Here is a 25,175-nt window from a genome sequence, read left to right as displayed (position 1 = left end):
GCACGACGGCGGCGCTACTCCACCAGGAGCGGGATGCGCGACTCGATGGTGAGACCGAAGCCCGAAAGGCCGCGGTAGGTCATGTCCGTGTTGGTCATCAGGCGCATGGCGCCGATGCCCAGGTCGGTGAGGATCTGGCAGCCCATGCCCACGTCGCGTGATTCGTGGGGCGTGCGGCCGGAGGCCGTGTTGCTGCCATCGCCCGCGCGCTTGTGGTGGATGCCGAAGTCGTCGCCGTGCATGCCGGGCAGGTAGACGATGACGCCGGAGCCCTCGCGCGCGACGTGCTCCAGGGCGCGATCCAACAGCAGGTGGCACTTGCAGTCCGGCGAACCGAACACGTCCCCCAGGGCGCAGGCGCCGTGCAGGCGCACCAGCGGGGCGGGCTGGGCGTGCTCGGGGTCGCCCTTCACCAGGACCAGGGACTTCGCGCCGTCGGGCGTCCACGAATAGGTGAGGGCGGTGAACTCGCCGTGGCGGGTGCGCACGACGCTCTGGCCGGGCTCGCGCCGCACCAGCCGGTCCTTGCGGCTGCGGTACTGGATGAGGTCCGCGATGGTGATGAGCGACAGCTTGTGCTCGCGCGCGAAGGCCTTGAGGTCCGGCATGCGCTGCATGGTGCCGTCGTCCTTCACGAGCTCGCAGAGGATGCCGGAGGGCTGCAGGCCCGCGAGCCGCGCCAGGTCCACGGCGGCCTCGGTGTGGCCCGCGCGGCGCAGCACGCCGCCCTCGCGGTAGCGCAGCGGGAAGATGTGACCGGGGCGCAGGAAGTCATCCGCGGTGCTGTTCGGATCCGCCAGCGCGCGGATGGTCTTGGTGCGGTCCGCGGCGGAGACGCCGGTGGTGGTGCCGTGGCGGAAGTCCACGGAGACGGTGAAGGCGGTGCGGTGGGACTCAGTGTTCTCCGCCACCATCTGCGGCAGGCGCAGCGCGTCCAGCCGCTCGGCCAGCATGGGCTGGCAGATGATGCCGCTGGTGTGGCGGACCATGAAAGCCAGCTGCTCCGGCGTGGCCAGCTCGGCGGCCATGATGAGGTCGCCTTCGTTCTCGCGGTCCTCGTCATCGGCGACGACGACGCACTTGCCAGCCTGGATGTCGCGGATGGCCTCCTCGATGGTGTTCAACTCGGAGTCTGGGCTCATTGCGGGGCTGCTCATCCTGCTGACGACGTGGAGGGGCATGGTGGGCGGCATGTAACGCGAGGGGGGTGGGGTGGCAAGCCGTGCCCGGGGAGCAGGCGTGCGTCCGTTCAATAGGTGGGATGAGGGGAACCTGTGACAGGGCGTCCGGGTCCAGGCCCGCGACTCGACGGCCTGGGGGCGGGTGATGTAGGGTCTTTGGCTCCGTGAGCGCAGACATCCAGGACAAGCGGGCTCGGTTCGACCAGTTGCAGGAGAGCCTGGCGACCCGGCAGAGCACGACCCACTTCACCCATGCGGGGGTTTCCACCATCGCCTTCCTGTTGATTTCAGGGGCGGCGGGGAAGCTGTTCCACGACTCGCTGCGAACACCGCTGCTGGCCTGGGGTGCGGCGTTGCTGGCGCTGGGGCTGCTGGGGTACGGCTTCCGCAGCTATCGCAAGGGCCGCGCGGTGTTGGCGGATGAGCTCCAGCGCTACGAGACGCTGCTCGCGCTGCGCAGCGAGCTGCACCTGGACAACCCCGCCGCGCTCCTGCCCCGGTGAGCGCCGCGAGGAAGACCGCCCGCCCGGGGCGGTTCATCGTCCTGGAGGGACTGGACGGCGCGGGCACCACCACGCAGACGGAGCGGCTGGCGTCCGCGCTGCGCGCGGATGGGCACGCCGTGGTGACGACGCGCGAGCCCTCCGACGGGCCCGTGGGCACGATGGTGCGTCAGGCGCTCACGGGCCGCCTGGGGCTGCCGCAGGGCCGCGGGCCGCTGGCGCCGGAGACGCTGGCGCTGCTGTTCGCCGCGGACCGCACGGACCACCTGCACGCGCGGGTGCTGCCGGCGCTGGAGGAGGGCAAGGTCGTGCTGTGCGACCGCTACGTGCTGTCCTCGCTGGCGTACCAGGGGGCGAGCCTGCCCATGGCGTGGGTGGACACGATGAACGCGCACGCGGTGTCGCCGGACCTGACGTTGTTCGTGGGCGTGGACCCCAGGGTCGCGGCGAAGCGCCGGGCCGTGCGCGGCGCGCCCGCGGAGCTGTTCGAGGCGGACGAGGCCCAGCGGCGGATCGCCAGGCAATACCTCAAGGCCATCACGCTCCGGCAGAAACGAGAGCGCATCGTTCGCATCGACGGCGAGCTGTCCGTGGAGGCCGTGACGGACGCGTGCCTGATGCAGGTGCGGCGGGTGCTCGCGCGCGGGCGCTGAGCTCCGGCTGTTCCTGCCTCGGTCGTTTTTCACCTTTCGCGGGTGACAAGGGTGACTTATCCGGCGCGCGGACCCTGGGCCTGGCCCGGTCCGCGCCACCCTTCACCCGGACAGGTATGAACTCCATCCTGCGTCCCGCTGCTCCTCCCCGTGTTCGTTCGCGGTTCCACCCCAGGAGCCTCGTCGTGCTCGCCCTCTGCGCGGCGGCCCTGTTGTCCGCGGCGTGCGGCTCCGACGAGACCGTCGACCCACCCGTGCCCCCGCCCCGGGATGCGGGCGTCGACGCGGGCGTCGACGCGGGGCCGGGGACGACGGATGGCGGAGGCGATGCGGGCCCCTCGGAGCCGGATGCGGGGGTGGAGCCTTCCTTCTCCCTGGCGACGTCCCCAGAACAGACGGTCCAGTTCATGGCCGGCGCGTCCAGTTCGAGCGGGGTCTACGTCACCCGCCAGCCCTCGTTCACCGGGGACGTCTCCGTGACGGTGGACGGGCTGCCTCCCCACGTGCGCACCGTCCAGGCGCTGCCGCTGCTCATCCCTGGCTCGGAGACGTCGGCATTGCTGGGCTATGTCCCGGATGAGTTCGCGGCATATGGCCGCTACTCCCTCAAGCTGGTCGGAGTGGGGGGCGGCGAGCGCGTCGAGTTCCCGCTGACCCTGGAGGTCCAGCCCGGTCCGGCCGCGCTGGACAGTGCGTTCGGAGCAAGCGGGGTGATGGTGCCCGGGCTCGGTCCTTCGCCGGTGACCATCACTTCCATGGCCGTGCAGCCGGACGGCAAGTGGATCCTCGCGGGCTTCACCGGTTCCGTCATTGGCCTGCGGGACGTGTGGGTCGCCCGTCTGCTTCCGGGTGGGACGCCGGACCCCACGTTCGGCACGAACGGCGTGGTGGTCAGCGACATCTGCGGCGGCGATGACTACGCGGATGCCGTCGCGGTGCTTCCGGATGGCCGCATTGTCGTGGCGGGGGGCGCCGTCGCCGGGACGAACACCTGCGGGGGCACGAAACAGCAGGGCCTGCTGATGGCCCGCTACACGGCGGCGGGAGTGCTGGACACGACGTTCGGGGGGACGGGCGTGCGCACGTTCAAGATCACCACGGGCATCGCCACCCTGCACGGGCTCACGGTCGACGCGAGTGGCCGGTACATCGGCGTGGGCACCGGCGACAACAGCGGCACGGACATGGTCGTGGTCCGCCTGCTTCCGACCGGGGCCCTGGACACGACCTTCAGTGGGGATGGCGTGGCCTCCGTGGATCTGGGCCGGTCGGATGACGGCCGCTGCGTCGTCGTCGAACCCGACGGGAAGATCATGCTGGCGGGCACGTCCACGGGCAGCTTCAATCTGCTGGCCCTCAAGCGCCTGAACGCGGATGGCTCCCCGGACAGCACCTTCCGCTATCTCCCGTTGGCCGCCTACCCGGAAGTCACCCCGCGCTCACTGCACCGGCTCTCCGACGGGAACTGGCTGGTGGCTGGGAAGGGGGTGTCCTACAGCGGGAGCACCTCCGCCGTCGTCGCGCGGCTGACGTCGACCGGGGCCGAGGACTCGTCCTTTGGCGACAATGGTTACAAGTCCTTCAATACCTTCGCATACCCGGCGAGCGTGACCGACACGGTCGTGGGCTCGGGCCTGCTGGCGGATGGGACGATCGTCGTCGCCACTTCAAGCCAGGATGCCCAGGGCGCCTCCGCGGTGGGGGTCACCCACCTGCGCGCGAATGGATCGGCCACGCTCCGCTCGAACCGGACCGACCTGCCTGGGGACGAGAAGCCGACCGCCGCGGTGCTGGGCGCGGATGGGTTCCTGCGCGTCGCCGGCTCGCGCACCCCGGAGGGCGGCACGCAAGCCGAGCCCTTCGTCATCCGCTTCCATCCGTACTGACGCGAACGTCACGCGTCCGGCAGTACGACCCGGAAGCCGCGCACCAGCGCCCAGAGCAGCTCCAGGAGGGAGCCGTCGCGGGCCGGTGGGGTGATGGTCAGCCACGTGCCCTCGGGGACGGAGCCCACGCGGGAGTCCATGGCGAGGAAGGCGTCCGCCATGTCCGCGTGTGACACCGTCACGCCCCGGGGGCGTCCGTGGGGGACCATCGAGTAGAGGACCGAGGCGGCGTCCCCGGGCGACGTGCCCGCATGCGGCGGCCCGAGCACCCCCAGCTCGTATGCCTCCTCCGAGTCCACGAAGACGGTGCACACGCCGTCCGGAGGCTCGGAGACGTCCCGGCCCGACCGGGTGACGAGCACCCGCGCCCGCGCGGCCTCCAGCACGGAGGCCCGCGCGTCGCGCGTCGCGTCCATGGCCAACGGCACACAGGCGCCCCCGGCCTTGAGGATGCCGAGCATCGCCACCACCATGCCCGCGGAGCGCTCCATGGCCAGGCCCACCCGCACGTCCGGCCCCACGCCGTGCTCCCGCAGGTGCCACGCCAGCGCGTCGCTGCGCGCATCCAGCTCCGCGTAGGTCAGCCGCTCGTGGCCCCCCACCACCGCCACCGCGTCCGGCCTCCGGCCCGCCTGCGCCCGGAACCCGGAGGACAGGTCGAGCGCGAGCGCGGGCCGCGCATGCACCGCCGAGGACTCCCCGCCAGCGAGCGCCGCCTCCGCCAGGCCATGGCATGGCAGCAGGACCCGCTCGTCCGCCGCGCCCCGGGCCTGCAACCGGGCCTTCAGGGCATGGGTCCGCGCTCCCGGGTCCGCGAAGCTCCACTCCTCCGTGGGGCCGTCCTCGGTGTCCGTCTCCTGGAACCAATAGAGCCGTGCCTGCGTCTGCCGCTCCGGGCGCGGGACGAGCTGGTCAACGAGGCTGGAAGTCAAGCCCAGTTTGCTCTCGCTGCCATCCGCTGAATTCATGAACATGTACCTTATCATGAAAAAACTGCTCATCCCGAACCATGGCCCAGGGGTCTGACATCCGCGTTCCGGTGGAAACGGATGGGACGTCCGCGCGTCCACCGGGTGGAGGCGATGGGCTAGAGTCCGGCGCTCCATGGAGCGCACCGGCGCGGCGGCGATCATCATCGGCAACGAGGTCCTCACCGCGAAGGTGAAGGACGAGAACGGCCCCCACCTCATCCAGCGGCTGCGGGAGCTGGGCATTCCGCTCGTCTCGGTGGAGACCATCCTGGACGACGTGGACGCCATCGTGGACGCGGTGGCGCGCGCCCGGCGCAAGGCCCGCTACGTCTTCACCAGCGGGGGCATTGGCCCCACGCACGACGACGTCACGGTGCGCGCGGTGGCGCTCGCGCTGGGCCGCTCCGTGGTGCGCCTGCCGGAGATGGTCTCCGCCATCCACGCGCGCGCGGGCGGGGGGCCGGTGACGCCGGAGTCCCTGCGGCTGGCGGACGCCCCGGAGGGCGCGGTGCTCCTGGCCCAGCCGGGGATGTGGTTCCCGGTGCTGACGGTGGACGACCTCTTCCTGCTGCCTGGGGTGCCGCAGCTGTTCCGGATGCAACTGGAGACGGTGCTGGCCCGGCTGAGCGGCACGCCGGTGCACCTGGTCAACCTGTTCTTCAACCTGGGGGAGAGCGCCCTGGCCGGGGTGTTGGACCGGGTGGCGCTGGACATGCCCCACGTGGCCATCGGCTCGTACCCGGTCTTCGACGAGGCGCTGGACTACCGGGTGAAGGTGACGGTGGAGGCGCCCGAGCGGGCCCACGTGGACGTCGCCGTGGGCCTGCTGCTCTCGGGGATCCCGGCGGACGCGCTGGTCCGCCGGGGCTGAGGCTTCCCGAGGGCGGCGACTACAGCGACAGCCCCATCCGCTGGCGCAGGCGGAAGAAGTCGTCGGTGAGCAGCCACCCCAGCAGGGCGCGCAGGTCGGCGCGCTCGCGCACCGCCTGGAGGATGGCGTCGGTGCCCTCCTGGCGGTTGGCGGTGATGTTCGGGTCCTCGCGCAGCACCATGTTGAGGGCCACGGACGGGTCGCCGCATACGAGCAGGCCCGCGCGGTCGGCGGAGAAGCCCAGCGCGTCCACCACCGCGGGCACGTCCAGCTTCGGCTGCTCCGACAGCGCCTGCGCGGGGCCCTCGGAGGCCTTCATCGCCTTGCGGCTGAAGGCCTTCTTGAGCTGCTTCGTCACGTCGTCATTGCGCCGGCCCAGGCCGTTGTACTGCTGCACGTGGACGCGGATGGCGTTGCCGAACAGGTCCGCCGTCTCGCCCTGGGACAGCTTGGAGAGGACGGCCGTCTTGTTGAGCAGGCCCAGCACCGCCTTGCCGATGAGGAACTTCTGCTCGCGGGCGTTGAAGCGGCGCACCACGTCCTGGCCCACGCAGAGGGACGGGGGCTCCGTCGTCTCCGGCTGCATCAGCCCACGCCGCGCCAGGTAGACCTCGAACTCCTCCACGCCGAAGGTCTGCGCCACCGCGCGCACGGCCTTGTACACGGCCGAGTCCTGCTTGAGCTTGTCCGTCTTCGGGTTGACGCCGAGCATCTCGAACTGGGGCGGGTGCACCTTGCCCAGGTGGTCGCCCATGGCGCGCAGCAGCTCCGTCAGGGGCCCGCGCGCGGCCGGGTGCATCAGGACGGTGTCCACGTCCGCCGCGGGCAGGGCATCCCGCGGCTCCTGGGGCTGACGGAGGCGGGCCTCCGAGTAGAAGGCCTGCTCCACCTCGTTGGTGGCGCGCATGAAGGTCAGCACCGCGGCGACGGCGTAGGCCTTGTCCTGCTGCTTCTGGGCCTCCCACAGCTTGAACAGCGCATGCAGGCTGTCCACGCGCGCGGGGTCCTGGCGGAGCAGCTGCCGGTGCTCTTCGATGGCGAGCGGGTAGCTGGTCGTGTCCCGGCCGTACAGGTCCGCCAGCGCGGCGCGGGCCTGGAGGTTCTGCGCGTCCTGCTCCACGAGCTGCCGGTAGATGACGGTGGCGCGCGCGGGCTCCGACAGCGGCCCGGCGTAGAAGCTGGCCACGCGCATGCGCAGCGACACGGCCCGCTTGACGTCCGTGGACGCGGTGGCGGCCGCCTGGGCCTCCAGCATCTGGGCCAGCTCCGGCAGGTTGCGCACGCGCTCGTAGAGGACGACCAGGCGGTCCACCAGCGCGGGCTCGCCCGGGGTCAGCTCCAGCGCCTTCTTGTAGAGCGCGGTGGCGGCGGCGACGTCGCCCAGGCCCTCGTCGTGGATGCGCGCCAGCTCCACCGTGAAGCGCGCGCGGGCGTCGTTGGGCAGGTCCTGATCCAACAGCCGGCGCAGGCAGTCCACCGCGCCGCCGAAGTTGCGGCCCTGCGCGTACACCGTGGCCAGCCGCTCCAGCGCCTCCGGGTGGCGGGGCAGGGTGGCCAGCGCCGTCTGGAGGTGCGCGGCCGCGCGGCCCGGGTCGTTGAGGTGCTGCTGGAAGAGCGCGCCCAGCGTCAGGTGGTGCTGCGCGAGCACGCGGGGGTCGCCGCCCTGCTGCACGCGCTGGCCCAGCATCTGCGCGGCCTCCAGGTACTGCTGCGCCTCCAGCAGCAGCAGGCCGCGCGTCTCCAGCGCGTCGGGGTAGCCGGGCCGGGCCGCCAGGGCCTTCTCCAGCACCGCGAGCGCGCGGGCACGGTCGCCCAGGGCCACGTTGTGCAGCCGGGCCGCGGTGACGTAGGCCGCCGCCGCCGCCTCGGCGTCGCGCTGGGCGAGCCGGGCCTCCGCGCGCCGCTCGTGCAGGGCCGCGAGGTCCGAGGAGCCGCCGCGCTGCGCGAGCAGCTCCTCCAGGCCGGTGGCCGCGCCCGGGTGCAGCGGGTCGCGCTCCAGGGCGAGCCGGTAGAGGGCCGCGGCGCCGTCCGCGTCCTGGAGCTTCTGGAACGCGAGCTTCGCGGCGGCGACGAAGCCCTCGATGGCGCTCTTGGGATCGCGGCTCGCCCTGGCCTCCGTCTCCATCATGGCGCGCGCGGTGGCGAAGTCGCCGCGGCGCAGGGCCACGCGGCGGGCGCCGTGCAGCGCGGGCAGGCACTGCGGCTGGAGCTCCAGGGCCTGCCGGTAGAGGGCGGCGGCCGGCTCCAGGTCGGGGTTCTTCTCCGCCAGCTCCGCCGCGCGCAGCAGCAGCTCCAGCGCCTCGGTGGCCTCGGTCGTCACGGCCAGCCGCATGCCGTACATGCGCGACAGGCCGGCGGTGTCACCGCTCAGGCGCAGCACGCGCTCCAGGCTGGTGGCGAGCCGGGCGTCCGAGGGGTCCGCGTCGAAGGCGCGCTGGTAGACCTCCAGGGTGCGTTCGGTGGGCGGGCCCTTCTCCTGGTCCGCCGCGGCCAGCAGCCGCAGGGCGCTGGACAGGCGCGGATCCGTCACGCGGTCCGCGATGCGGGAGCGCAGCTCGGCGCGGCGCGGGCGGTCCGACGCGCGGATGCGCTCCAGCAGCGTGAGGGCGGTGAGGTTGCCGGGCTCCAGGCCCAGCACGGACTCGCAGCACTGCGCGGCGCGGGACGGCTCCTGGAAGCGGTCCAGGTACAGCCGCGCGAGCTTGAGGTACGCGGTCACCTTGGCCGAGGGCGTCTGGCCCACCTGCGTCTCGCGGTCGAGGATGGAGACCAGCTCCTTCACGTTGTCCTGCGCGACGTACAGGCGCTCCAGCGCGCGCAGCGTGGCGGCGTGGCCCGGCGTCAGGCGCAGCACCTCCTGATACCCGTCGATGGCCAGCTCCGGACGGCCCAGCTGGTCCTCCCAGATGGCGGCGGCCTGGTAGAGGGCGTTGGCGCGCTCCAGCGGGTCGGTGCGGTTGGCGGCGTCCGCGCGCAGCACCTCCACCAGGCTCTCCCAGGCCCCGTGGGCCCGGTGGATGCGGGCCAGCGCGCGCAGCGCCGGGAAGTAGCTGGGCGCCAGCATCAGCGCCTCCTGGTACGACGCCAGGGCCTCGTTCTCCTGCTTGAGGCGGTGCTCGTACAGCTCGCCAATCTTGTAGATGAGCGCGGCGGCCGCGTCGGTGGAGGGGGAGATCTCCGACTCCGCCCGGTACATGTCGATCAGCTTCTCCCACCGGGCGTCCTGCGCGTACAGCCGGCCCAGGGCCTTGAGCGCGGGGAGGTACGAGGGCGACAGCGCGAGCACGCGCTCATACGCGGTGATGGCGCCCACGCGGTCCTTCAGGTGCTCGTCGAGGATCTCCGCGTTGCGGTGGAGCAGCGACAGGACCTGCTTGGTGTCGCCGGCGAACGACGCCTCCAGGTCGTTGGTCTCCAGCAGCTCGCGGAAGCGCCCGGCGCGCTCGTAGAGGCGGGCCAGGTTGCGCAGCGTGGGCAGGTGGTCCGACGCCAGGTCGAGGATGCGCTTCATGCACTCGATGGCGTGATCCAGGTCGCCCAGGCGGTCCTCGTAGATGACCGCCATCTTGTTGAGCGTGGTGATGACCTGATCGCGGTCGGACGTCTGGAGCAGGTCCTGCTCGAACATCGACACGAGCTCGGCGAAGCGGCCCTGGCGCTCGTAGAGGCGGGTGAGGGCCTTCTGCGCGGGGAGGTAGCCGGGCTGCAGCTGGAGGCACGCGTTGTAGCGCGCGATGGCGTCCTCCTGGCGGCCCAGGCGCTCCTCCAGGATCTCCGCCGCCTTGTACATGCGCGCGGCCTTGCCCTTGGCGTCCTCGGCGGCGGTGACCTCCGCGTCGAAGACGGCGACGAGGCCCTCCCAGTTCTTCATCCGGTAGGACAGCTTGCCCAGGCCCGCGAGCGCGGCGGCGTGGCTGGGGATGCGGGCGATGATGGCCTGGTAGCGGGCGGCGGCCTCCTGGTCGCGCTTGAGGTCGTCCTCGTACAGCGCGGCGAGGCGCAGGTTGATGGCGACGAGCTCGCTCTCGTCGTTGATGGAGCCCACCCACGCGAGCAGCACGTCGGCCAGCTCCTCGAAGCGGCCCTGGGTCTCGTAGATGCCGGCGAGCGCGCTCAGGACCAGCGGCTCATTCGGGCTCACGCGGCGCGCGGCGAGCAGCGCGGAGAGGGCGTCGTCCTTGCGGCCCAGGCGGTCGTGGACCTTGGCGATGTGAAGGTAGGCGGGGGCGCCCTGGGAGCCCTGGCCCTCGGCCTCGGCGAAGAGGGCGGCGAGCAGCTCGTCGGTGCGGCCCTCGCGCTCGGCGACGCGCTTGATGGCGGCCTGGAGGAGCGGGTCGGTGCGGTCGAGCGCGAACGCCTCGCGGAACACGGCGGCGGCGGCCTCCTTCTGCTTGAGGCGCTCCTCCAGGACCATGCCCGCGGAGGTGAGGTAGTGGGCGCGCAGCGAGGGCGGGACGACGGCGCTGGCCAGCAGCCGGTAGATCTCCACCAGCGCGCCGGCGTCGTTGCGGGAGGCGTAGACGGACTCGAGCTGGGTGAGGAGCGTGACGTCGGTGGGCTTGCGGTCCAGGGACTGGCGCAGGGCATCCGCGGCGTCGTTGTCGCGCGACAGGCGCTCCTCGAGGATCTGTCCCTTCTCGAAGAGGAGGGAGGCCTGCTGGCGCGGGTCGTCCGCGGCGATGAGCTCCGCGTCGATGAGCTGGACGACCATCTGCCAGTTGCCGACGTCGGCGAAGAGGCGGCGGGCGGCGCGGATGTTGGCGAGGAAGCGGGGCGCCAGCTTATACGCGTTCTGGAACGCGACGGCGGCGTTGCGGGGGTTCTTGAGCGGCTCTTCCCAGAGCAGGCCGACCTCATGGAAGAGGAGGGCGGCCGTCTGCGGTTCGGTGGTGGCGAGCGCCTTGGCCTCGCGCTCCATGGCCGCGATGCGCTCGCGGGCGTCATCCTCGGCGCTGGCCTGGGGCGCGGCGGCGGGGAGGGTGGTCACGTTCTGGGCGAGTGTCTGTGCCGCCGCGCCCGCTGGATCAGCCGCCCCGGGGGGAGGCACCGCAGCGGAGGACGAAGGCCGCGTGACGTCATTGCGCTCGCTCATGGAAGCCGGCTCCAGACACAGGATTTTGAGGGGAGACTGAACGGGAGTTCGTACCACGCGCTCGGCTGGCCCCTCAACTTCCCGTCTTTCCTGACGATTTGAGCGCTGGGAAGGCAGGCGGACGGGCGGGCGGAGGGGGGCGGGACGCAGGGGGAGGCCGGTTTGCCCTCGTGCGGAGCGACGTGCTTGGCTCCGCACTCTCCGTGAGCCCACCGCCCCCTGATCCCCGAATTCCTATCGCCGCCAGGGATCAGGCGGCGCTGGAGAAGTACATCGGCCACTGTGAGTCCCTGGGGCGCTACCAGGCCCAGGACGTGCTGGTGGTGCGCGGCTATGCGGGGGACCTGCAATTGTGGGTGAACCCGTCATATCCGGGCTACCGCAAGGCCTGGGTGAGCGCGTTCGGTTCGGTGCCCGCGGGGCACGACGTGGACCACGTGTATTCGAAGGAGCGCGGGAAGCAGTACGGGTACGGCTACGTGCGGCTGGCGCTGGTGGACGGGAGCATCAACAAGGGCAGCGGCACGTTCGAGAAGCTGATGGGGCAGGTGCACCGCGAGAACGTGAAGGCCGGGCACGTGATGCAGCCGCCGGAGATCCGCTACGCGGACGACGTGCAGGAGCTGAAGCTGCGGCACGTGTCGTTCAAGCCGGCGCAGAAGTACGCGGAGAACAAGAAGCCAGGGCAGGCCATCCTGGGGGGCACGAGGCTGGTGGGGGCGACGAAGCCCGCGGGCTCCCAGGTCCCGAGGCCCACCCTGCCGCTGACCCCGCCGCGCAACGTGGTCGCGGTGAAGCCGCTGGTGACGCCGACGGCGCCGAGGATGCTGGCGCCGAAGCAGCCGCTCCAGGTGTCGGCGGTGACGCTGCATCGGACGGCGACCGAGGTGCGGGTGGTGACGGCGCCGCGGTCCCACGCGTGGTCCGGCGCCGTCGTGGGATGGCTGATGGGGGCGCTGGTCGACGCCGTGAACGCGAAGCGCATGCGGGAGGCCATGGACAGGCTCATGGCCGGAGTGGAGAAGCACCTCCCGAAGGACGGCGGCGCGCTGATCGCGGTCGTCTATGAGCAGCCGGACAACGCGGCCAGTTACAACTTCTCACCGGAGTTGTTCTTGACCGTGTATGTCATGGGCTACGGCGCGACGGCTCAAGAGGCGTATCAACAGTATCAGCGGGAAATCTCAGCGCCGGGCCACGCGACGCTCTCCGCCGCGGCCCAGAAGAACTGGTCCAAGCTGGAGCGCCACGTCTGGGTTCAGGCGGGAGAACGTTGACCCGGCTTGGAGACAGCGCTGACCACAGCATTGGGAGTTCCCCGTGTATTCGGGGGCCTCGTGGATTAAGAGAAGCGGATGAGCCTTCTGGTGCTTTGTGAATTCAGGGTGCGGACCGACGGGGAGACGGAGTTCCTGCGGGTTGCGCGGGCATTGGCAGCCGCCGCCGCGACCGAGCCGGGAACGCTGCGCTACCAGTGGTTCGTCACGCAGCGGCCCGGTCATTACTCAATCGTCGAGGAGTACGTCGACGCAGCTGCGGCCGAAACACATAACAATCATGTGGATTCGCTGCTCCGCGAACTCTTCGCGGTGTCTGAACTGGTGACGGTGTCATTCTTCGGGGAGCTCAACCGGTACTTGCGCGAGTGGGCTTCCGGCCGCGAGGGAGTCGCGGTCCATGTGCCGTTGTGACGTCGCCTGAGCGGCTCCGGCCTTGAGCTGGCGTCGCTCACCCCGTCCACCGGGAAGCCCGCTCAAGGGCCCGATTCGGCGCGGTCTGGCTGCGACACGTTGCCCAGGTTCGTGAGCCTGCCCTCCGTGATGAGGACGCGGAGGGGGGCGCCCTGCCGCGACTCGACACGCATGGAGTGCTCCCCTGGCTCGAGCCCCGCGACGAAGAAGCGGCCGTCGGGGTGGACGACCTGCGTGGGCGGAGGCCCGCGGTCGTCCAGGCTGATCAGTCCCCCGGCCACATCCTCTGGCTTCAAGGTCGTGGCGTCGACGGTCCCTGTGATGCCCCCGGTGTTCTTCAGGACGATGTTCGCTTCGACGCGGCCATTCTGGGTGCCCGTGACGGTGACGCTGCCGGCCTGCCCATCCTCGGTCCACGCGTACAGCGTTGCCTCTCCTTCCTGGAAGGGCACCACGAACGCCGAGCCATCGAACCGGAAGCGCTCGTAGGAGGGAGGCGTGTTTCCGCAGCGGGCGGTTCCATCCCACGGCTTCGCCCTCACCAGGTGCACGTGCTCCGCGGGTCTGCCATTCGCCAGCACGACATGCCCCGCCAGCTCGAAGTGCCCAGGTGACCGCTGCCGCGGTGTGTCCGTCCAAATGAGAGCGGGGAGCTTCCAAGGGCCGAAAGGGACACGGAAGACGGCGGGAATCCCTGGGGACAGCGTCACCTCCTTGTGGCCCCTGACCTGGACTCCGCCACTCTCGCCCGACACATAGAGATTGATGTTCCGCTCACTCGCCTCGACCCGGCCCGCCCAGCTCCCATCCTTCTGGCGACTCAGCTCGGCGCCCGCATACACGGAGTCCACCACGGCCCCCTTCCGCGGACCGGTGCGAATGGGAACGACCTTGACGTCCGTGAAGCCCGCCAGTCGTACATCCAGCCGCGCGTCCTCCCCTGACTCCATCATCACCTGCCGGGGGAACGCAGGGCCCTCCTGGGTCGTGAGGGTCACGACATGCGGCCCACTCGAGAGGCCCGAGAGCCGGTAGCGTCCTTCCGTGTCTGTCCATGCGGACAGGTCCGCGTCTTCTCCGATGCGCAGCATGACGCCCTGAGCGGGACTCCCGTCCGGTAGGAAGACCTGCCCCTCCAGGTGGCCTCCCTTCGGCAGCCGCAACTCGACCCGGAGCTCCCCACCCGCCACGAGTCCCACGTTCGTCTCGCATGCCATGCCGTGGTTCGCCCCACGGGCACAGACATCGAACAGGCCCGCATGGGCCTGCGCGAAGACGGCCGCACCCGAGTCATCCGAGGTGGTCGCCTCCGTCCACGATTCGATGCGGGACTCGCGGATGATGGCGACCCTGGCGCCAGACAGCGTCCGGGAGCCCGTCGCGTCGAGGACCCGGACGGTGACCTGTCCCTGGCCCTTCATGGTGGGAGCCTGGAGCTCGACAGGCGAGGGATCCGGCGCGCCCCCTCGCGATGGCGCAACCTCGGGCAGGCTGGGACTGGGCGTGGACCGCACCGCCGTGAGCGGGTGCTCGCCCCCATCTCCTCCTCGCGGCGACGCGCGCTCGGGAGTCAGGGCGCCATGCAGCAACGCGGCGACGCCCAGAGACGTCACGAGTCCAACGGCGGCCATCCATCGTGCCCTGGCTCTCATCGCGTGGCTGCTCCCCTGTCGCGCCGCGTGGATTGCTTCTCGGCGAGGACGGAAAGACTAGTCCTGATCGACACGACTGTATTGCTCGTGTCTCCACGACTCCGTGGTCGACGCAGGGGCTCGGGTCGCGGGGAGGGGCCTGCTCGGGCGTGGTGCCCTCGGTGCTTCGGGGACGACCTCATCCCCGAAGCAGCAACGCCATCACGCGGCGGAGGGCCTGCGGCGGCGCCCGATGGCCCATGCGAGCAGCAGCAGCGCGCTTCCCCCAGAGGCCCCCGACTCGCTGCAGCCACAACCCTTGTCTTCGGGAGTCACGACCGCGGGGTCCTCGGGAGTCACGACCGGTGGCGTCTTCGGGAGCACCTCCAGGGCCAGCGGCGTCGCCCTGCTGCCACCGAAGCGCGTGTCGCCGCTGTAGACCGCGCTCAGGACGTAGTGTCCTGACTCGAGGCTCGTGAGGGTATGGCGTGCTTCGCGCCCCTGGATCGCGACTTTCGCGAGGACGGTGTCGCCATCCAGGAGGGTCGCCGTGCCCGACGGCTCGCCTTGTCCCCCCGTGACCCGGACCGTGAGGGTGATGGGTTCACCGGCGTGGGCGGGATTGGCCGAGGCCGTGAGCTGGGTCTGGGTCTCCTGGAAGTCGGCCGCGCGTGCGACCTCCAGGGTGAAGGCACCGCTCACGGAGCAGCGGCCCGGGTCCGTGGCGGTCACGGTGAGGGGGAAGGAACCATACTCCGTGGGCATTCCCACGAGCGCGCCGTCCTTGAACTCCAGCCCGATGGGCAGCGCACCGTCGAGGTTGAAGGTGCTGACGCCGACCCCACCGGAGTGGGTGAAGGCGGGCGCGGTGTAGGGCTGGCCCGTGGTCCCCGAGGGAATGCTGACGGGCTCGAGCACGGCGGGCTGGCAGGTGACGGTCAGGGAGGTGCTCCGCGACACGGTGCACCCGTTGCCGTCCGTGACGCTCAGCGTGAGGGGATAGTCGCCGCCCTCCTCGGGGATGCCGGCGAGGATGCCGCCTTCCATTGAGAGGCCGCGCGGAAGCGCCCCCGAGACCGCGAAGCTGGCGCTGCCCAGGGCGCCCAGCACCGAGAACTCCACGGGCGCGAAGGTGCTGCCGCGCTCGGTGGTCGTCAGCGCGAAGGGCTCCAGCGACAGCGTCCCCGCGGGGCAGGCCAGGGTGGAGCCGCCCGCCATCCGGTTGTTGCCGAAAGACAGGATGGTGCCCGTGCCGACCAGCCGCGTGGTGGCCAGGACATTGGAGGACACGGCCGCCTTCGACAGGCGGATGAGCGCGCGGCTGCCGCTGCCCACCGAGGCCGCCTGCAGCCCCACGCCGTTGTTCGCGAGCCGGGCCTGCTCCACGTTGAGCTCCGCGTGCTCGCCTGACTCCGTCCGCATCCAGATGCCCGCCTCGGTGTTGCCGGAGGCCGTAAGGTCATGGACGGTGGCCAGGGCGCCCGCGCCGAGCTCGAGCCCGCGCTGGTTCCCAGACAGGGTGGAGTGGGTGACGAAGGCCGTGGCGAGGGCCCCCGTCGAGCCGACCCGGACCCCGGCCCCTCCGTTGGCGAAGACCTTCACGCCATCGAGGAAGAGCTGGCCCTCCGCCGCGGGCGAGAACCGGATGCCGTCCGACTGGAAGCCGTGGATCTGGGAGCGCTCCACGTGCAGCGCGCGTCCGCTGTTGAACTGGATGCCCACGGAGTTGGGGGTGGGCGTGACGCCGACGATGTTGAGCCGGCGCAGGATGACCACGTCCTGCGGGCCCGCGTTGATGGTGAAGCCCGGGGTCCCGGCGGCGGCCACCCCACCGGCATTCGGACCTCCGTCGATGGTGATGGCCCGGGTGATGGTCAGGGCGCCAAAGCCGCCCATGTCCAGGGCGTCAATCTCTCCGCCCGTGGCGGTCTTGGCGAAGGCGCCCGCGAAGGTCTTGCAGGGGGCGGTGCGGCTGCAGGGGTTCGCGTCGTCCCCCACGCCGGAGACCCAGGTGCGCGTCGCCTGGGCGAACGCGGGAAGTGAAGCGCAGAGGAGGAGCGCGAGGAAGGCGCGGCGCAGGGCAGCGGACATCGCGCGCTCAGTTCTGGGGGAGGGTGGTGGAGGGGGTACCGTCGATGCCGTTGCCAGCGGCGATGCGGTTGTTGCCGAAGGTGGCCACGTTGCCCTCCAGCCCCTTGCTCGTGTTGTGGCCCACCATCACGTCGGAGATGCGCACCAGCGCGGGCGCGTCCGCCTTGATGCCGGTGCTGTTCTGCGCCACCACGCCGCGCTCCAGCGTGACGGTCGCCCCACCGAAGGCATGGACGCCTTCCGCGGAGTTGCCCGCGAAGGTCGTGTCGTTGACCGTGACCTGCGCGCCGTTCAGCGCGCCGAGGCCGGTGATCGCCGCGATGATCTGGCCGTGGTCGATCATCGCCGTTCCGCTCTCGACCTGGATGCCCGCCGTGGTGTCGGTGGGCACCGCGGGCGGCTTGGAGGACGCGCCGTTGATGCTCGTGTTCCGCACGAAGAGCTTCGGTGCGCCTGCATCGGCCAGGACGTGGATGCCAGAGCCGGTGAAGCCCATCAGCGTGCATCCCTCGATGTGGACCTGGCTCGCGGCCATGATCCGGATGCCATCCAGCCCGGTCCCTGTCCCCTGGATCGTGAGGTTGCGCAGGATCACGACCGCGCCAGGCGCGTTCACGACGATGCCGTGGGTCCCCGCGTTCAGGATGCCGCCGGCATTCGGGCCGCCATCGACGGTGATGGACTTGGTGATGGTCAGCGCGCCGAAGCCGCCGGGATCCATCGCGTCGAGCTCCCCGCCCGTCGCCGTCTTGCTGATGGCGCCCGCGAAGGTCTTGCAAGGAGCGGTGCGGCTGCACGGGTTCGCGTCATCTCCCACACCGGAGATCCAGGTGCGCGTCGCCTGGCCCCAAGCCACCGAGCTCACGAGCAGGCACAGCAGGGCGGGCACCACGGTGATTCCAAGACGGCGACGCGGCATCAAGCTTCCAGAGGACATGGGTCGTCAAACTAGACCTCTTTGTCGCAAGGGACCAAGAGCACCGCACTCCGTGTATCACTGTCTCATCGTCTTCAGCGGGCCCGGCTCTCCGCGAGGCCGCGGGGGCCCATGACCATGAGACGGCTTTCGCTGGGTTCACGGGGCGCCACGCGTCACCAATGCTCGGTATCATTGGTCGGCTTGTAATTGGGTTTGTTCTGGAGTTTTTGCATTCCCGCCTCGGGTGGATTCTGCGGGCTCCGGCGGCGAAGCGCGCGATGACCTGGCGGGTCGAAGCTGGCACGGGCGAGGTCAGCGCTCCTGGCTGTGCAAAGCCTGCAGCCGCTCCACCGTGGCCGTGACGCCACCGCAGACGATCACCGCGATGCGTGACGCGGCGGCAAGGACCGACGAGTCCGCGTCGAGCGCGGCCAGCGCGGCCCCGCAGGCGGGCTCCACCAGGATCCGGTGCTCGTCGAGAAACCGCAGCGAGGCGGCCACTGCCGCCGCATCGGAGACAACGATGTTCTCGACAGCATGACGCGTCGCCCACTCAAGCGCCGCGTCGCAAGGACGCTTCGCCCCGAGCGACGTGGCGATGCTCGTAATCGCAGGCAGTTCGACGGACCGCCCCTGCGCGATTGAACGCGCATAGCAGTCCGCGCCCTGGGTCTCGGCCGCGACCACCGGCACATCGCGCCAGCCGTTGCGAGCCAGCCCTTCGAGAACGCCGCACAGCAAGCCGCCGCCGCCAACCGCCAGCACGACCGCGTCTGGCTTCGGCCCGGCTGCCGCCATTTCGTCGACCATCGTTGAATGGCCCTGCCACAGCTCAGGATCGTCGAAGGGATGCACGAACGCGTCATCCGGGCCGCTCACGGAGCGCGCGAACGTGTTCGCCTCTGCCCAGGACGCGCCGTGGACGATCAACTCCGCGCCCTCGAGACGGATCAGGTCGCGGGCGCGCGCGGACGTGCTCTCCGGAACAACGACGAGCACTGGCACGCCGAGTTCGCGCCCCGAATAGGCGACCGCGATCCCAGCGTTCCCGCCCGACGACGACACGAAACGTCGGGCGCCGGCCGCGCGCCGCGCCTCACATACCGCGCCGACGCCGCGCAGCTTGAACGAGCCGGACGGCTGCATCGCCTCGAACTTGAAGAGGACGTCCTTGCCGAGTCGGCGGGATGCCGCTTGCGAACGGATGTAGGGAGTCTGGATATGGAGTGGCATCGGAAGTGCGACGGACGTCCGCGACACGCGGGCGGTGGCCGTGATGCTGGGAAACCTAGGCTTGGCGCCTCATGCTTTCCAATACTCTCCAGTACGGCCTGTCATGCCTTTCAGGTATATCGACGGAATGGACACGAACCGGATGCGACAGGTCGAACTGCGCCATCTGCGCTACTTCGTGGCGGTCGCGGAGGCCGGGAGCATGATGGCCGGCGCCCGCGCGGTCGGGATTGTTCAACCCGCGCTCTCCCGGCAGATCCGCGAGCTCGAGGACGCGGTCGGCACGCCGCTCCTCATCCGCCGCTCGACGGGCGTCGTCCTCACGGCGGCTGGCGCGAGCTTCCTGCGGGACGCGACGCGCCTGCTGACCGAACTTCAGGGCAGCCGAGAACGAGCGCTGCGCAGCGCGGCCGGCCAACTCGGTGAGCTGCGTCTCGGCGTGCTGCCGAACTACTTCCCGTTGCCGATGGTGTCGAACATCCTCAAGGCCTTCCGGAGCACCTGTCCGGACGTCATGCTGTCGATCACGCCAATGCTGTCAGCCGAGCAGGCGGCCGCGATCTCACGCGGCGAGCTCGATGGCGGAATCATGGCGTGGCGACAGGACGAGGCGCCGCATCTGTCAGGCATGCGGCTGCTGCGCGACCGATTCGTGCTCGCGATGTTGTCCACGCCGGGCCGCCGCTTCCGCGCGCCTCGCCAGCTGGCCGAACTCGCGGGCGCGCCGTTCATCTGGTTCGACCCGCTCCGGTCCGCCGCGCATCACCGGTTCTTGTTCGAGCAGTGCCGGCGGGCAGGCTTCACGCCGCGCATCGCGCAGGTCGGCCGCGACATCCCGACGCTTATCGGACTCGTCGCGGCAGGAATGGGCTACGCGTTCGTGCCGGAGAGCATCGCACCCACGTGCCCGCGTACGGTGCGGCTGGTCGCGCTTGACGAGCTCGACGGCCGCTTCGACGTCGAATTCGTGTACGACGGCCGGGCGGGCTCGCCGGTCGTGCAGCAGTTCCTCGCGGCGCTGCGCGCGACCCCTCATGGATGAGCAGGCCGACGCTGGAGGTCGCGGCGTCGCCCATTCTCTCGCGGGTGGGAGGCCCGGGACGGCGCGTCCGCGGGCGCCAGGAGGTTCCGGCCGGGAGCCCAGAACTTCTGGCGCGCTCGCCCGTTGAGTGACGCCATGGCCCTCCACGTCCCGCGTGCCTCGCGCGCGCTCCTATCCCTGGGGTTCACCGCCCTCCTCGTGTTGCTGTCGCCCCGCGTCCTCGCGGCCCGGGCCACCACGCGCTCTCTTGGCGGGGCGGACCGGTATCTGACCCATGTCACCACCGACAAGCCGCTCTACCGGCCGGGAGAGCAGGTCCTGGTGCGAGGCCTCGTCCTGGAGGCCCTGAGCCGCAAGCCGTACGCGGGCTCGCTCCAGGCGCAGTTGGAGGTTCGGGGGCCCAAGGGGGACGTCGTCACCACCAGCGCGGTCTCCACTTCGGACGCCGTCTGGGGATACGCCTGGCCCATCCCCGCCGGTCAGCCCGGCGGCGAGTACACCCTGCGCGTCACCTACCCATGGACGGGCTCGGCCCCCGCGGAACGGAAGTTCGACGTGCGCGCCTACCGGGCCCCACGGCTCAAGTCCCAGATTGAGTTCCTCCGGGATGGCTATGGGCCGGGTGACACCGTCACCGCCACGCTGGACGTGAAGCGCGCGGAGGGCGGCGTGCCCGAGGGCGCGAAGGTGACGGCCACCGCCCTCGTGGATGGTGCGACCGTGGCGCAGGTGCCGTGCACGGTGGACGGGAAGGGACGCTGCACGGTGCGCTTCCCGCTCCCGGCGGCGATGGCGCGCGGCGAGGGCACGCTGGCCTTCACCATCGAGGATGGGGGCGTGGTGGAGTCGGCCGCGAAGACGATCCCCATCCTCCTCCAGACGTTGGACCTGGCCCTGTACCCGGAGGGTGGCGACCTGGTGGCGGGGCTCGCGTCGCGCGTCTACTTCGAGGCGCGCACGCCCGCGCGCAAGCCCGCGGACCTCGTGGGCCGCGTGGTGGAGGTGGACACCGGTCGGGTGGTTGCCCGGGCGCGCTCGGAGCACGAAGGTCGTGGCCGCTTCGAGCTGACCCCCCAGGCCGGCGTGCGGTACGCGCTGATCATCGACGCGCCGTCGGGCATCCGGAAGCGCTTCCCGCTGCCGGAGGTGAAGGCGAGGGGCGCTGTCATCCGCTCGCGCGAGGACGTGGTGCCCGCCGGCCGGCTGGTGCAGCTCGCCGTGGGCCTGTCCGGCGTGGGCCGCGCGACGGTGACGCTGAGCCAGCGCGAGGTGCGCGTCGCCTCGGCGGTGATCGGGGACGCGCAGGGCGGGGCGGTGACCCTGGATCCGGGCGAGGCGGACGGTGTGCTCGTCGCCACGGTGTGGGACCACGACGGACGGCCACTCGCGGAGCGGCTGGTGTTCCGCCAGCCCGCGAAGGAAGTGACGGTCGAGCTGAAGGCGGACCGCGAACGCTACGTGCCCGGCGGCCCGGTGCAGCTCACGGCCCGGACGACGCGCGACGGCCGGCCGGTCTCCGCGCTGCTGATGCTCACCGTCACGGATGACGCGGTGCTGGAGCTCCAGGAGAAGCGCGACCAGGCGCCGCAGCTCCCGGTCATGGTGCTGCTGGAGCCCGAGGTGAAGGAGCTGGCCGATGCACAGCTCTACCTCGACGCGAAGAATCCGAAGTCGAAGCTGGCGGTGGACCTGCTCCTGGGGACGCAGGGCTGGCGTCGCTTCGCGCTGACGGATACGCAGGGCTTTCTCGCCCGACAGGGTGACGCGGCGCTGCGCGTGCTCGCGGTGCGCTGGCCGCAGGAGCCCGTCCCCACGTCCCGACCGTCCACCCGTGGGGGCGGACGCGTCGCCGCCTTCAATGGTCCAAGACTCGCGCCCGCGCTGGGGCAGGTCATGGAGGCGCGGAGCGCCAAGGCCGCGGACGAGGATGCCATGGAGGCCGCCATGGGAGAGGGCGCCGCCAGGCCCGTGGCCGATGCGTTCCTCGGCGTGGCCCCGGTCGCCGCGCCCACTCCGGACGCGGCTCCCGAAGCAGCTGCCGCGGCGCCCCCGGCCCGCATGCTCCAGGAGAAGGAGGAGGCGCCGAGGGAGGAGCTGGCCCGGCGCGCGAAGCGGGACATGCGCTTCGCCGACAAGAGTCACCCCCTCAGGCAGTGGGTCTACCTCCGCGAGTTCGCGCACGCCGTACGACCGAACCGCAAGGCCGGGGACCGGGTGGACTTCGCGGAGACGCTCTACTGGAACGCCGGGGTGCGCACGGATGCCCGCACCGGCGAGGCGCGGGTGTCCTTCGCGATGAGCGATTCGGTCACGACGTTCAAGGCGTTCGCTGGCGCGGTGGGCGGTGACGGCGCGCTCGGCTCGGCGGTGGCACAGCTGGAGTCGGTGCAGCCGTTCTACGCGGAGCCCAAGCTGCCCCTCGAGGTGACGTCGGGCGACGTGGTGCGCCTGCCGGTGGCGCTGGTGAATGGGACGGAGGCGAGGCTGGGCGGGGCCGGGGTGGCGCTTGAGCTGAAGGGGGATGTGAAGGTCGCGGGCGGCCACACGGTGGACCTGGCCGCGCTGGAGCGGGGCCGGCAGCTCTTCTCGCTGGAGATTGGCCATGAGGCGCGGCCGGTCGACGTGAAGCTCACGGCGCGCGCTGGCGAGTACACGGACGTCGTCACCCGCACGTTGTCCATCAAGCCCCGAGGCTTCCCGGGCCGCGTGTCCTTCGGCGGGCTGCTGTCGTCGAAGGGGCCGGCGTCGCACCCGGTGGTGCTCCCGGAGAGCGTGGTGCCCGGCAGCGTGCGGACCTCCATCGCCGTCTACCCCGGTCCGCTGGCCAACATGACCGAGTCGCTGGCCCGTCTCATCCAAGAGCCCTCCGGCTGCTTCGAGCAGACGAGCTCCACGACGTACCCGATGACGATGGCGCAGCAGTACTTCCAGACGCACACCGGCGTGAACCCCGAGCTGGTGGCGAGCGCGCGAGAGAAGCTGGAGCGGGGCTACCAGCGGCTGATGGGCTACGAGACGTCCGAGAAGGGCTTTGAGTGGTTCGGGCAGAACCCGGGCCATGAGGCGCTGACCGCGTTCGGCCTGCTGCACTTCACGGACATGCGACAGGTGCGCGAAGTGGACACCGCGATGCTGGAGCGCACGCGCGAGTGGCTCCTTCAGCAGCGGGACGGGCAGGGCGGCTTCAACCGCAAGCGCCGCGCGCTGCACGTGTGGGTGGAGGACGCGGACACGTCGAACGCGTACATCCTCTGGACGCTGCTGGAGAGCGCGAGCCAGCCGGCCGCGCAGGCGAAGGAGCTGTCGCGCGAGGTCGCCTCGCTGAAGGCCGCCGCGGCGAAGAGCACCAACAACTACGTGGTGGCGCTGGCGGCCAACGCGCTGGCGCTCGCCGGTGACACGGCCGAGGCCCGGGCGCTGATGGGCCGGCTCGCTTCCTCGCAGGGGACCGACGGCGCGGTGGGCGGCGCGACGCAATCCATCGTGGGCAGCGAGGGGGCGACGCTGAAGATCGAGACCACCGCGCTGGCGACCCTGGCGTGGATGCGCGAGCCCTCCTACGTGGGGAACGTGGAGCGCGCGATGAAGTTCCTCGCGGAGTCCAGCGAGGGGGGCCGCTACGGGGCGACGCAGAGCACGGTGCTCGCGCTGCGCGCCATCATCGCCTACGACAAGGCGCGCGCGCTGAAGCTCACCCCCGGGACGGTGAGCGTCTATGTGGATGGCCGCCGGGTGGGCGAGCCGGTGCGCTTCGACGGCTCCGCTCAGGAAGCCATCAAGCTGCCTGACGTGAGCGCGCTGCTCGGACCGGGCTCGCGCCGCGTGGAGCTGCGGATGGAGGACGGCGCGGAGCTGCCGTACTCGGTGGAAGTCACGTACAGCGCGCTCGTGCCGGACAGCTCGAAGGAGACGCGCGTGGCGCTGGAGGTGTCGCTGGCGAAGACGGACCTCACCGAGGGCGAGCCCACCGAGGCGCGGGTGGTGGTCGCCAACCGCACAGGCCAACGGCTGCCCACGGCGGTGGCCATCTTCGGCGTGCCGGGCGGGCTGGAGGTGCGGCATGACCAGCTCAAGGAGCTGGTGAAGCGGCAGGTGGTGGATGCGTACGAGGTGCTGGGGCGCGACGTCGTCCTGTACTGGCGCGGCATGGAGCCCCGTCAGCGCATCGACGTGCCGCTGTCCCTGGTGGCCGCGGTGCCCGGCACCTACACGGGCCCGGCCAGCCGGGCGTACTTGTATTACGCGGATGAACATAAAACGTGGAGCGAGGGCGTGAAGGTGTCCATCGCTCCGAAGCCGTAGCAGGGGGCGTCTCCGGACGCCTCAGGCGAAAGGGCGGCCCGCCGAGCGGGGAGCTGGCGAGGCCGTGCCTCGGACTCCCTGCTTGTGCTAGGCCGAGCGGGCCGCAAGGCGACTTCCCAACCCTCCAGCCCGGAAGACCACCATGGCAGGCAGTAGCCTGATTGCGCTCATCGATGACATCGCGACCCTCCTGGATGACGTCGCTGTCCTGACGAAGGTGGCGGCGAAGAAGACGGCGGGCGTGCTCGGAGACGACCTGGCGCTCAACGCGCAGCAGGTGACGGGCGTGAACGCGGACCGCGAGCTGCCGGTGGTGTGGGCCGTGGCGAAGGGCTCGCTGGTCAACAAGGCCATCCTGGTGCCGGCGGCGCTGGCCATCAGCGCGCTGGCGCCCTGGCTGGTGACGCCGCTGCTGATGGTGGGCGGCGCCTTCCTCTGCTTCGAGGGCTTCGAGAAGCTCGCGCACTCGTTCCTGCACGGCAAGGAGAAGAGCGGCGAGCAGCGCGCCGAGTTGCGCGAGGCGAGGGTGGATCCGAACGTGGACCTGGTGGCCCTGGAGAAGGAGAAGATCCAGGGGGCGGTGCGCACCGACTTCATCCTCTCCGCGGAGATCATCGCCATCTCGCTGGGCACCGTGGCGACCGCGGCCTTCGCCACCCGCGTCTCGGTCCTGGTGGGGGTCGCCATCATCATGACCCTGGGCGTGTATGGGCTGGTGGCGGGCATCGTGAAGCTGGATGACGCGGGGCTGTATCTCACCCGCCAGCCTGGGGGCCTCCAGCGCAGCCTGGGCGCGGGCATCCTCCGCGCGGCGCCGTGGCTGATGAAGTTCCTCTCCGTGGCGGGTACGGCCGCCATGTTCCTGGTGGGCGGCGGCATCCTCGTGCACGGCGTCTCCGGCCTGCACCACGCGGAGACGTCCTTGACCGCGTGGGCTGCGGCCGTGCCGGGGGTGGGCAGCATCCTGGGCGGGCTCGCTCCCATGCTGCTCAATGCCTCGGTGGGACTGGGAGCCGGGGCCGTGCTGGTGCTGCTCCTCACCCTGGGCAAGAAGGTGGTGAAGGGACGCGGCGCGAAGGCGCACGAATAGGACGCCACCGTCGGAACCG

The 25,175-nt window shown here is 71.0% G+C and carries 16 protein-coding genes; 9 read left to right on the top strand and 7 right to left on the bottom strand.

Going from position 1 to position 25,175, the window contains the following annotated elements; genetic code table 11:
• Positions 1 to 14 precede the first annotated feature (14 nt).
• Entirely contained in the window at positions 15 to 1,142 is a 1,128-nt protein-coding gene (ribB, locus tag GTY96_RS10285) for a 3,4-dihydroxy-2-butanone-4-phosphate synthase (RefSeq protein WP_143900880.1), read from the bottom strand.
• 203 nt (positions 1,143 to 1,345) lie between these two features.
• Here ribB and GTY96_RS10280 point away from each other — a divergent pair, with 203 nt between their 5' ends.
• The 3 genes from GTY96_RS10280 (at position 1,346) to GTY96_RS10270 (ending at position 4,223) form a co-directional block, all read left to right on the top strand.
• The gene (locus GTY96_RS10280) at positions 1,346 to 1,684 is read left to right on the top strand and encodes a hypothetical protein (RefSeq protein ID WP_143900878.1); all 339 of its coding nucleotides are present in this window, start codon (positions 1,346 to 1,348) and stop codon (positions 1,682 to 1,684) included.
• The gene (gene tmk / locus GTY96_RS10275) at positions 1,681 to 2,337 is read left to right on the top strand and encodes a dTMP kinase (protein ID WP_161664617.1); all 657 of its coding nucleotides are present in this window, start codon (positions 1,681 to 1,683) and stop codon (positions 2,335 to 2,337) included. The genes GTY96_RS10280 and tmk overlap by 4 nt, the downstream gene beginning before the upstream one ends.
• A 185-nt stretch (positions 2,338 to 2,522) precedes the next feature.
• Entirely contained in the window at positions 2,523 to 4,223 is a 1,701-nt protein-coding gene (locus tag GTY96_RS10270; RefSeq protein WP_161664616.1) for an NHL repeat-containing protein, read from the top strand.
• An 8-nt stretch (positions 4,224 to 4,231) separates the two neighbouring features.
• Here GTY96_RS10270 and GTY96_RS10265 read toward each other — a convergent pair whose 3' ends face one another.
• A complete protein-coding gene (locus GTY96_RS10265) occupies positions 4,232 to 5,197 on the bottom strand; it encodes an AMP-binding protein (RefSeq protein WP_161664615.1) in 966 nt (321 codons plus the stop codon).
• 130 nt (positions 5,198 to 5,327) lie between these two features.
• Here GTY96_RS10265 and GTY96_RS10260 point away from each other — a divergent pair, with 130 nt between their 5' ends.
• Positions 5,328 to 6,065 carry a competence/damage-inducible protein A gene (locus tag GTY96_RS10260; RefSeq protein ID WP_143900870.1) on the top strand — a complete coding sequence of 246 codons (738 nt, stop codon included), beginning with the start codon at positions 5,328 to 5,330 and terminating at the stop codon, positions 6,063 to 6,065.
• A gap of 19 nt (positions 6,066 to 6,084) precedes the next feature.
• Here GTY96_RS10260 and GTY96_RS10255 read toward each other — a convergent pair whose 3' ends face one another.
• Positions 6,085 to 11,157: a tetratricopeptide repeat protein gene (locus tag GTY96_RS10255; protein WP_143900868.1), complete on the bottom strand. Its 5,073-nt coding sequence runs from the start codon at positions 11,155 to 11,157 to the stop codon at positions 6,085 to 6,087.
• 182 nt (positions 11,158 to 11,339) lie between these two features.
• Between GTY96_RS10255 and GTY96_RS10250 the strand changes: the two genes are divergently transcribed.
• Together GTY96_RS10250 and GTY96_RS10245 are read left to right on the top strand one after the other, a co-directional pair.
• Positions 11,340 to 12,434: a hypothetical protein gene (locus GTY96_RS10250; RefSeq protein WP_161664614.1), complete on the top strand. Its 1,095-nt coding sequence runs from the start codon at positions 11,340 to 11,342 to the stop codon at positions 12,432 to 12,434.
• Between the two features lie 78 nt (positions 12,435 to 12,512).
• Positions 12,513 to 12,848, top strand: a complete 336-nt coding sequence (locus GTY96_RS10245; protein ID WP_143900865.1) for a putative quinol monooxygenase — start codon at positions 12,513 to 12,515, stop codon at positions 12,846 to 12,848.
• A 62-nt stretch (positions 12,849 to 12,910) separates the two neighbouring features.
• On the opposite strand, the gene GTY96_RS10240 is transcribed toward GTY96_RS10245, so the two are convergent.
• From GTY96_RS10240 to GTY96_RS10225, 4 genes are all read right to left on the bottom strand, one after another.
• A complete protein-coding gene (locus GTY96_RS10240; RefSeq protein WP_161664613.1) occupies positions 12,911 to 14,269 on the bottom strand; it encodes a carboxypeptidase-like regulatory domain-containing protein in 1,359 nt (452 codons plus the stop codon).
• A gap of 432 nt (positions 14,270 to 14,701) precedes the next feature.
• Positions 14,702 to 16,570, bottom strand: a complete 1,869-nt coding sequence (locus GTY96_RS10235; protein WP_161664612.1) for an Ig-like domain repeat protein — start codon at positions 16,568 to 16,570, stop codon at positions 14,702 to 14,704.
• A 7-nt stretch (positions 16,571 to 16,577) separates the two neighbouring features.
• A complete protein-coding gene (locus tag GTY96_RS10230; RefSeq protein WP_161664611.1) occupies positions 16,578 to 17,489 on the bottom strand; it encodes a right-handed parallel beta-helix repeat-containing protein in 912 nt (303 codons plus the stop codon).
• Between the two features lie 312 nt (positions 17,490 to 17,801).
• Positions 17,802 to 18,722, bottom strand: coding sequence for a pyridoxal-phosphate dependent enzyme (locus GTY96_RS10225; RefSeq protein ID WP_161664610.1), 921 nt, complete (start codon positions 18,720 to 18,722; stop codon positions 17,802 to 17,804).
• Positions 18,723 to 18,849: 127 nt separating this feature from the next.
• Here GTY96_RS10225 and GTY96_RS10220 point away from each other — a divergent pair, with 127 nt between their 5' ends.
• The 3 genes from GTY96_RS10220 (at position 18,850) to GTY96_RS10210 (ending at position 25,156) form a co-directional block, all read left to right on the top strand.
• A complete protein-coding gene (locus GTY96_RS10220; RefSeq protein ID WP_235685513.1) occupies positions 18,850 to 19,764 on the top strand; it encodes a LysR family transcriptional regulator in 915 nt (304 codons plus the stop codon).
• Between the two features lie 135 nt (positions 19,765 to 19,899).
• On the top strand, positions 19,900 to 24,066 hold the full coding sequence (locus tag GTY96_RS10215) for an MG2 domain-containing protein (protein WP_161664609.1): 4,167 nt from the start codon (positions 19,900 to 19,902) through the stop codon (positions 24,064 to 24,066).
• A 142-nt stretch (positions 24,067 to 24,208) separates the two neighbouring features.
• Positions 24,209 to 25,156 (top strand): DUF808 domain-containing protein, encoded by a 948-nt coding sequence (locus tag GTY96_RS10210; protein ID WP_143900854.1) that lies wholly within the window; start codon positions 24,209 to 24,211, stop codon positions 25,154 to 25,156.
• Positions 25,157 to 25,175: the final 19 nt, after the last annotated feature.

The organism is Corallococcus silvisoli (genome assembly GCF_009909145.1).
Lineage (GTDB): Bacteria > Myxococcota > Myxococcia > Myxococcales > Myxococcaceae > Corallococcus > Corallococcus silvisoli.
The sequence above is the reverse complement of the archived record's forward strand: the minus strand, read 5'-3'. Positions and strand labels throughout refer to the sequence as shown.

What these genes read in the sequence shown, in the direction of transcription:
- ribB (WP_143900880.1), bottom strand. Translation starts at nt 1,142, where the DNA reads ATGAGCCCAGACTCCGAGTTGAACACCATCGAGGAGGCCATCCGCGAC.
- GTY96_RS10265 (WP_161664615.1), bottom strand. Translation starts at nt 5,197, where the DNA reads ATGTTCATGAATTCAGCGGATGGCAGCGAGAGCAAACTGGGCTTGACT.
- GTY96_RS10260 (WP_143900870.1), top strand. Translation starts at nt 5,328, where the DNA reads ATGGAGCGCACCGGCGCGGCGGCGATCATCATCGGCAACGAGGTCCTC.
- GTY96_RS10255 (WP_143900868.1), bottom strand. Translation starts at nt 11,157, where the DNA reads ATGAGCGAGCGCAATGACGTCACGCGGCCTTCGTCCTCCGCTGCGGTG.
- GTY96_RS10245 (WP_143900865.1), top strand. Translation starts at nt 12,513, where the DNA reads ATGAGCCTTCTGGTGCTTTGTGAATTCAGGGTGCGGACCGACGGGGAG.
- GTY96_RS10240 (WP_161664613.1), bottom strand. Translation starts at nt 14,269, where the DNA reads ATGAAGGGCCAGGGACAGGTCACCGTCCGGGTCCTCGACGCGACGGGC.
- GTY96_RS10235 (WP_161664612.1), bottom strand. Translation starts at nt 16,570, where the DNA reads ATGTCCGCTGCCCTGCGCCGCGCCTTCCTCGCGCTCCTCCTCTGCGCT.
- GTY96_RS10230 (WP_161664611.1), bottom strand. Translation starts at nt 17,489, where the DNA reads ATGCCGCGTCGCCGTCTTGGAATCACCGTGGTGCCCGCCCTGCTGTGC.
- GTY96_RS10225 (WP_161664610.1), bottom strand. Translation starts at nt 18,722, where the DNA reads ATGCCACTCCATATCCAGACTCCCTACATCCGTTCGCAAGCGGCATCC.
- GTY96_RS10220 (WP_235685513.1), top strand. Translation starts at nt 18,850, where the DNA reads ATGGACACGAACCGGATGCGACAGGTCGAACTGCGCCATCTGCGCTAC.
- GTY96_RS10215 (WP_161664609.1), top strand. Translation starts at nt 19,900, where the DNA reads ATGGCCCTCCACGTCCCGCGTGCCTCGCGCGCGCTCCTATCCCTGGGG.
- GTY96_RS10210 (WP_143900854.1), top strand. Translation starts at nt 24,209, where the DNA reads ATGGCAGGCAGTAGCCTGATTGCGCTCATCGATGACATCGCGACCCTC.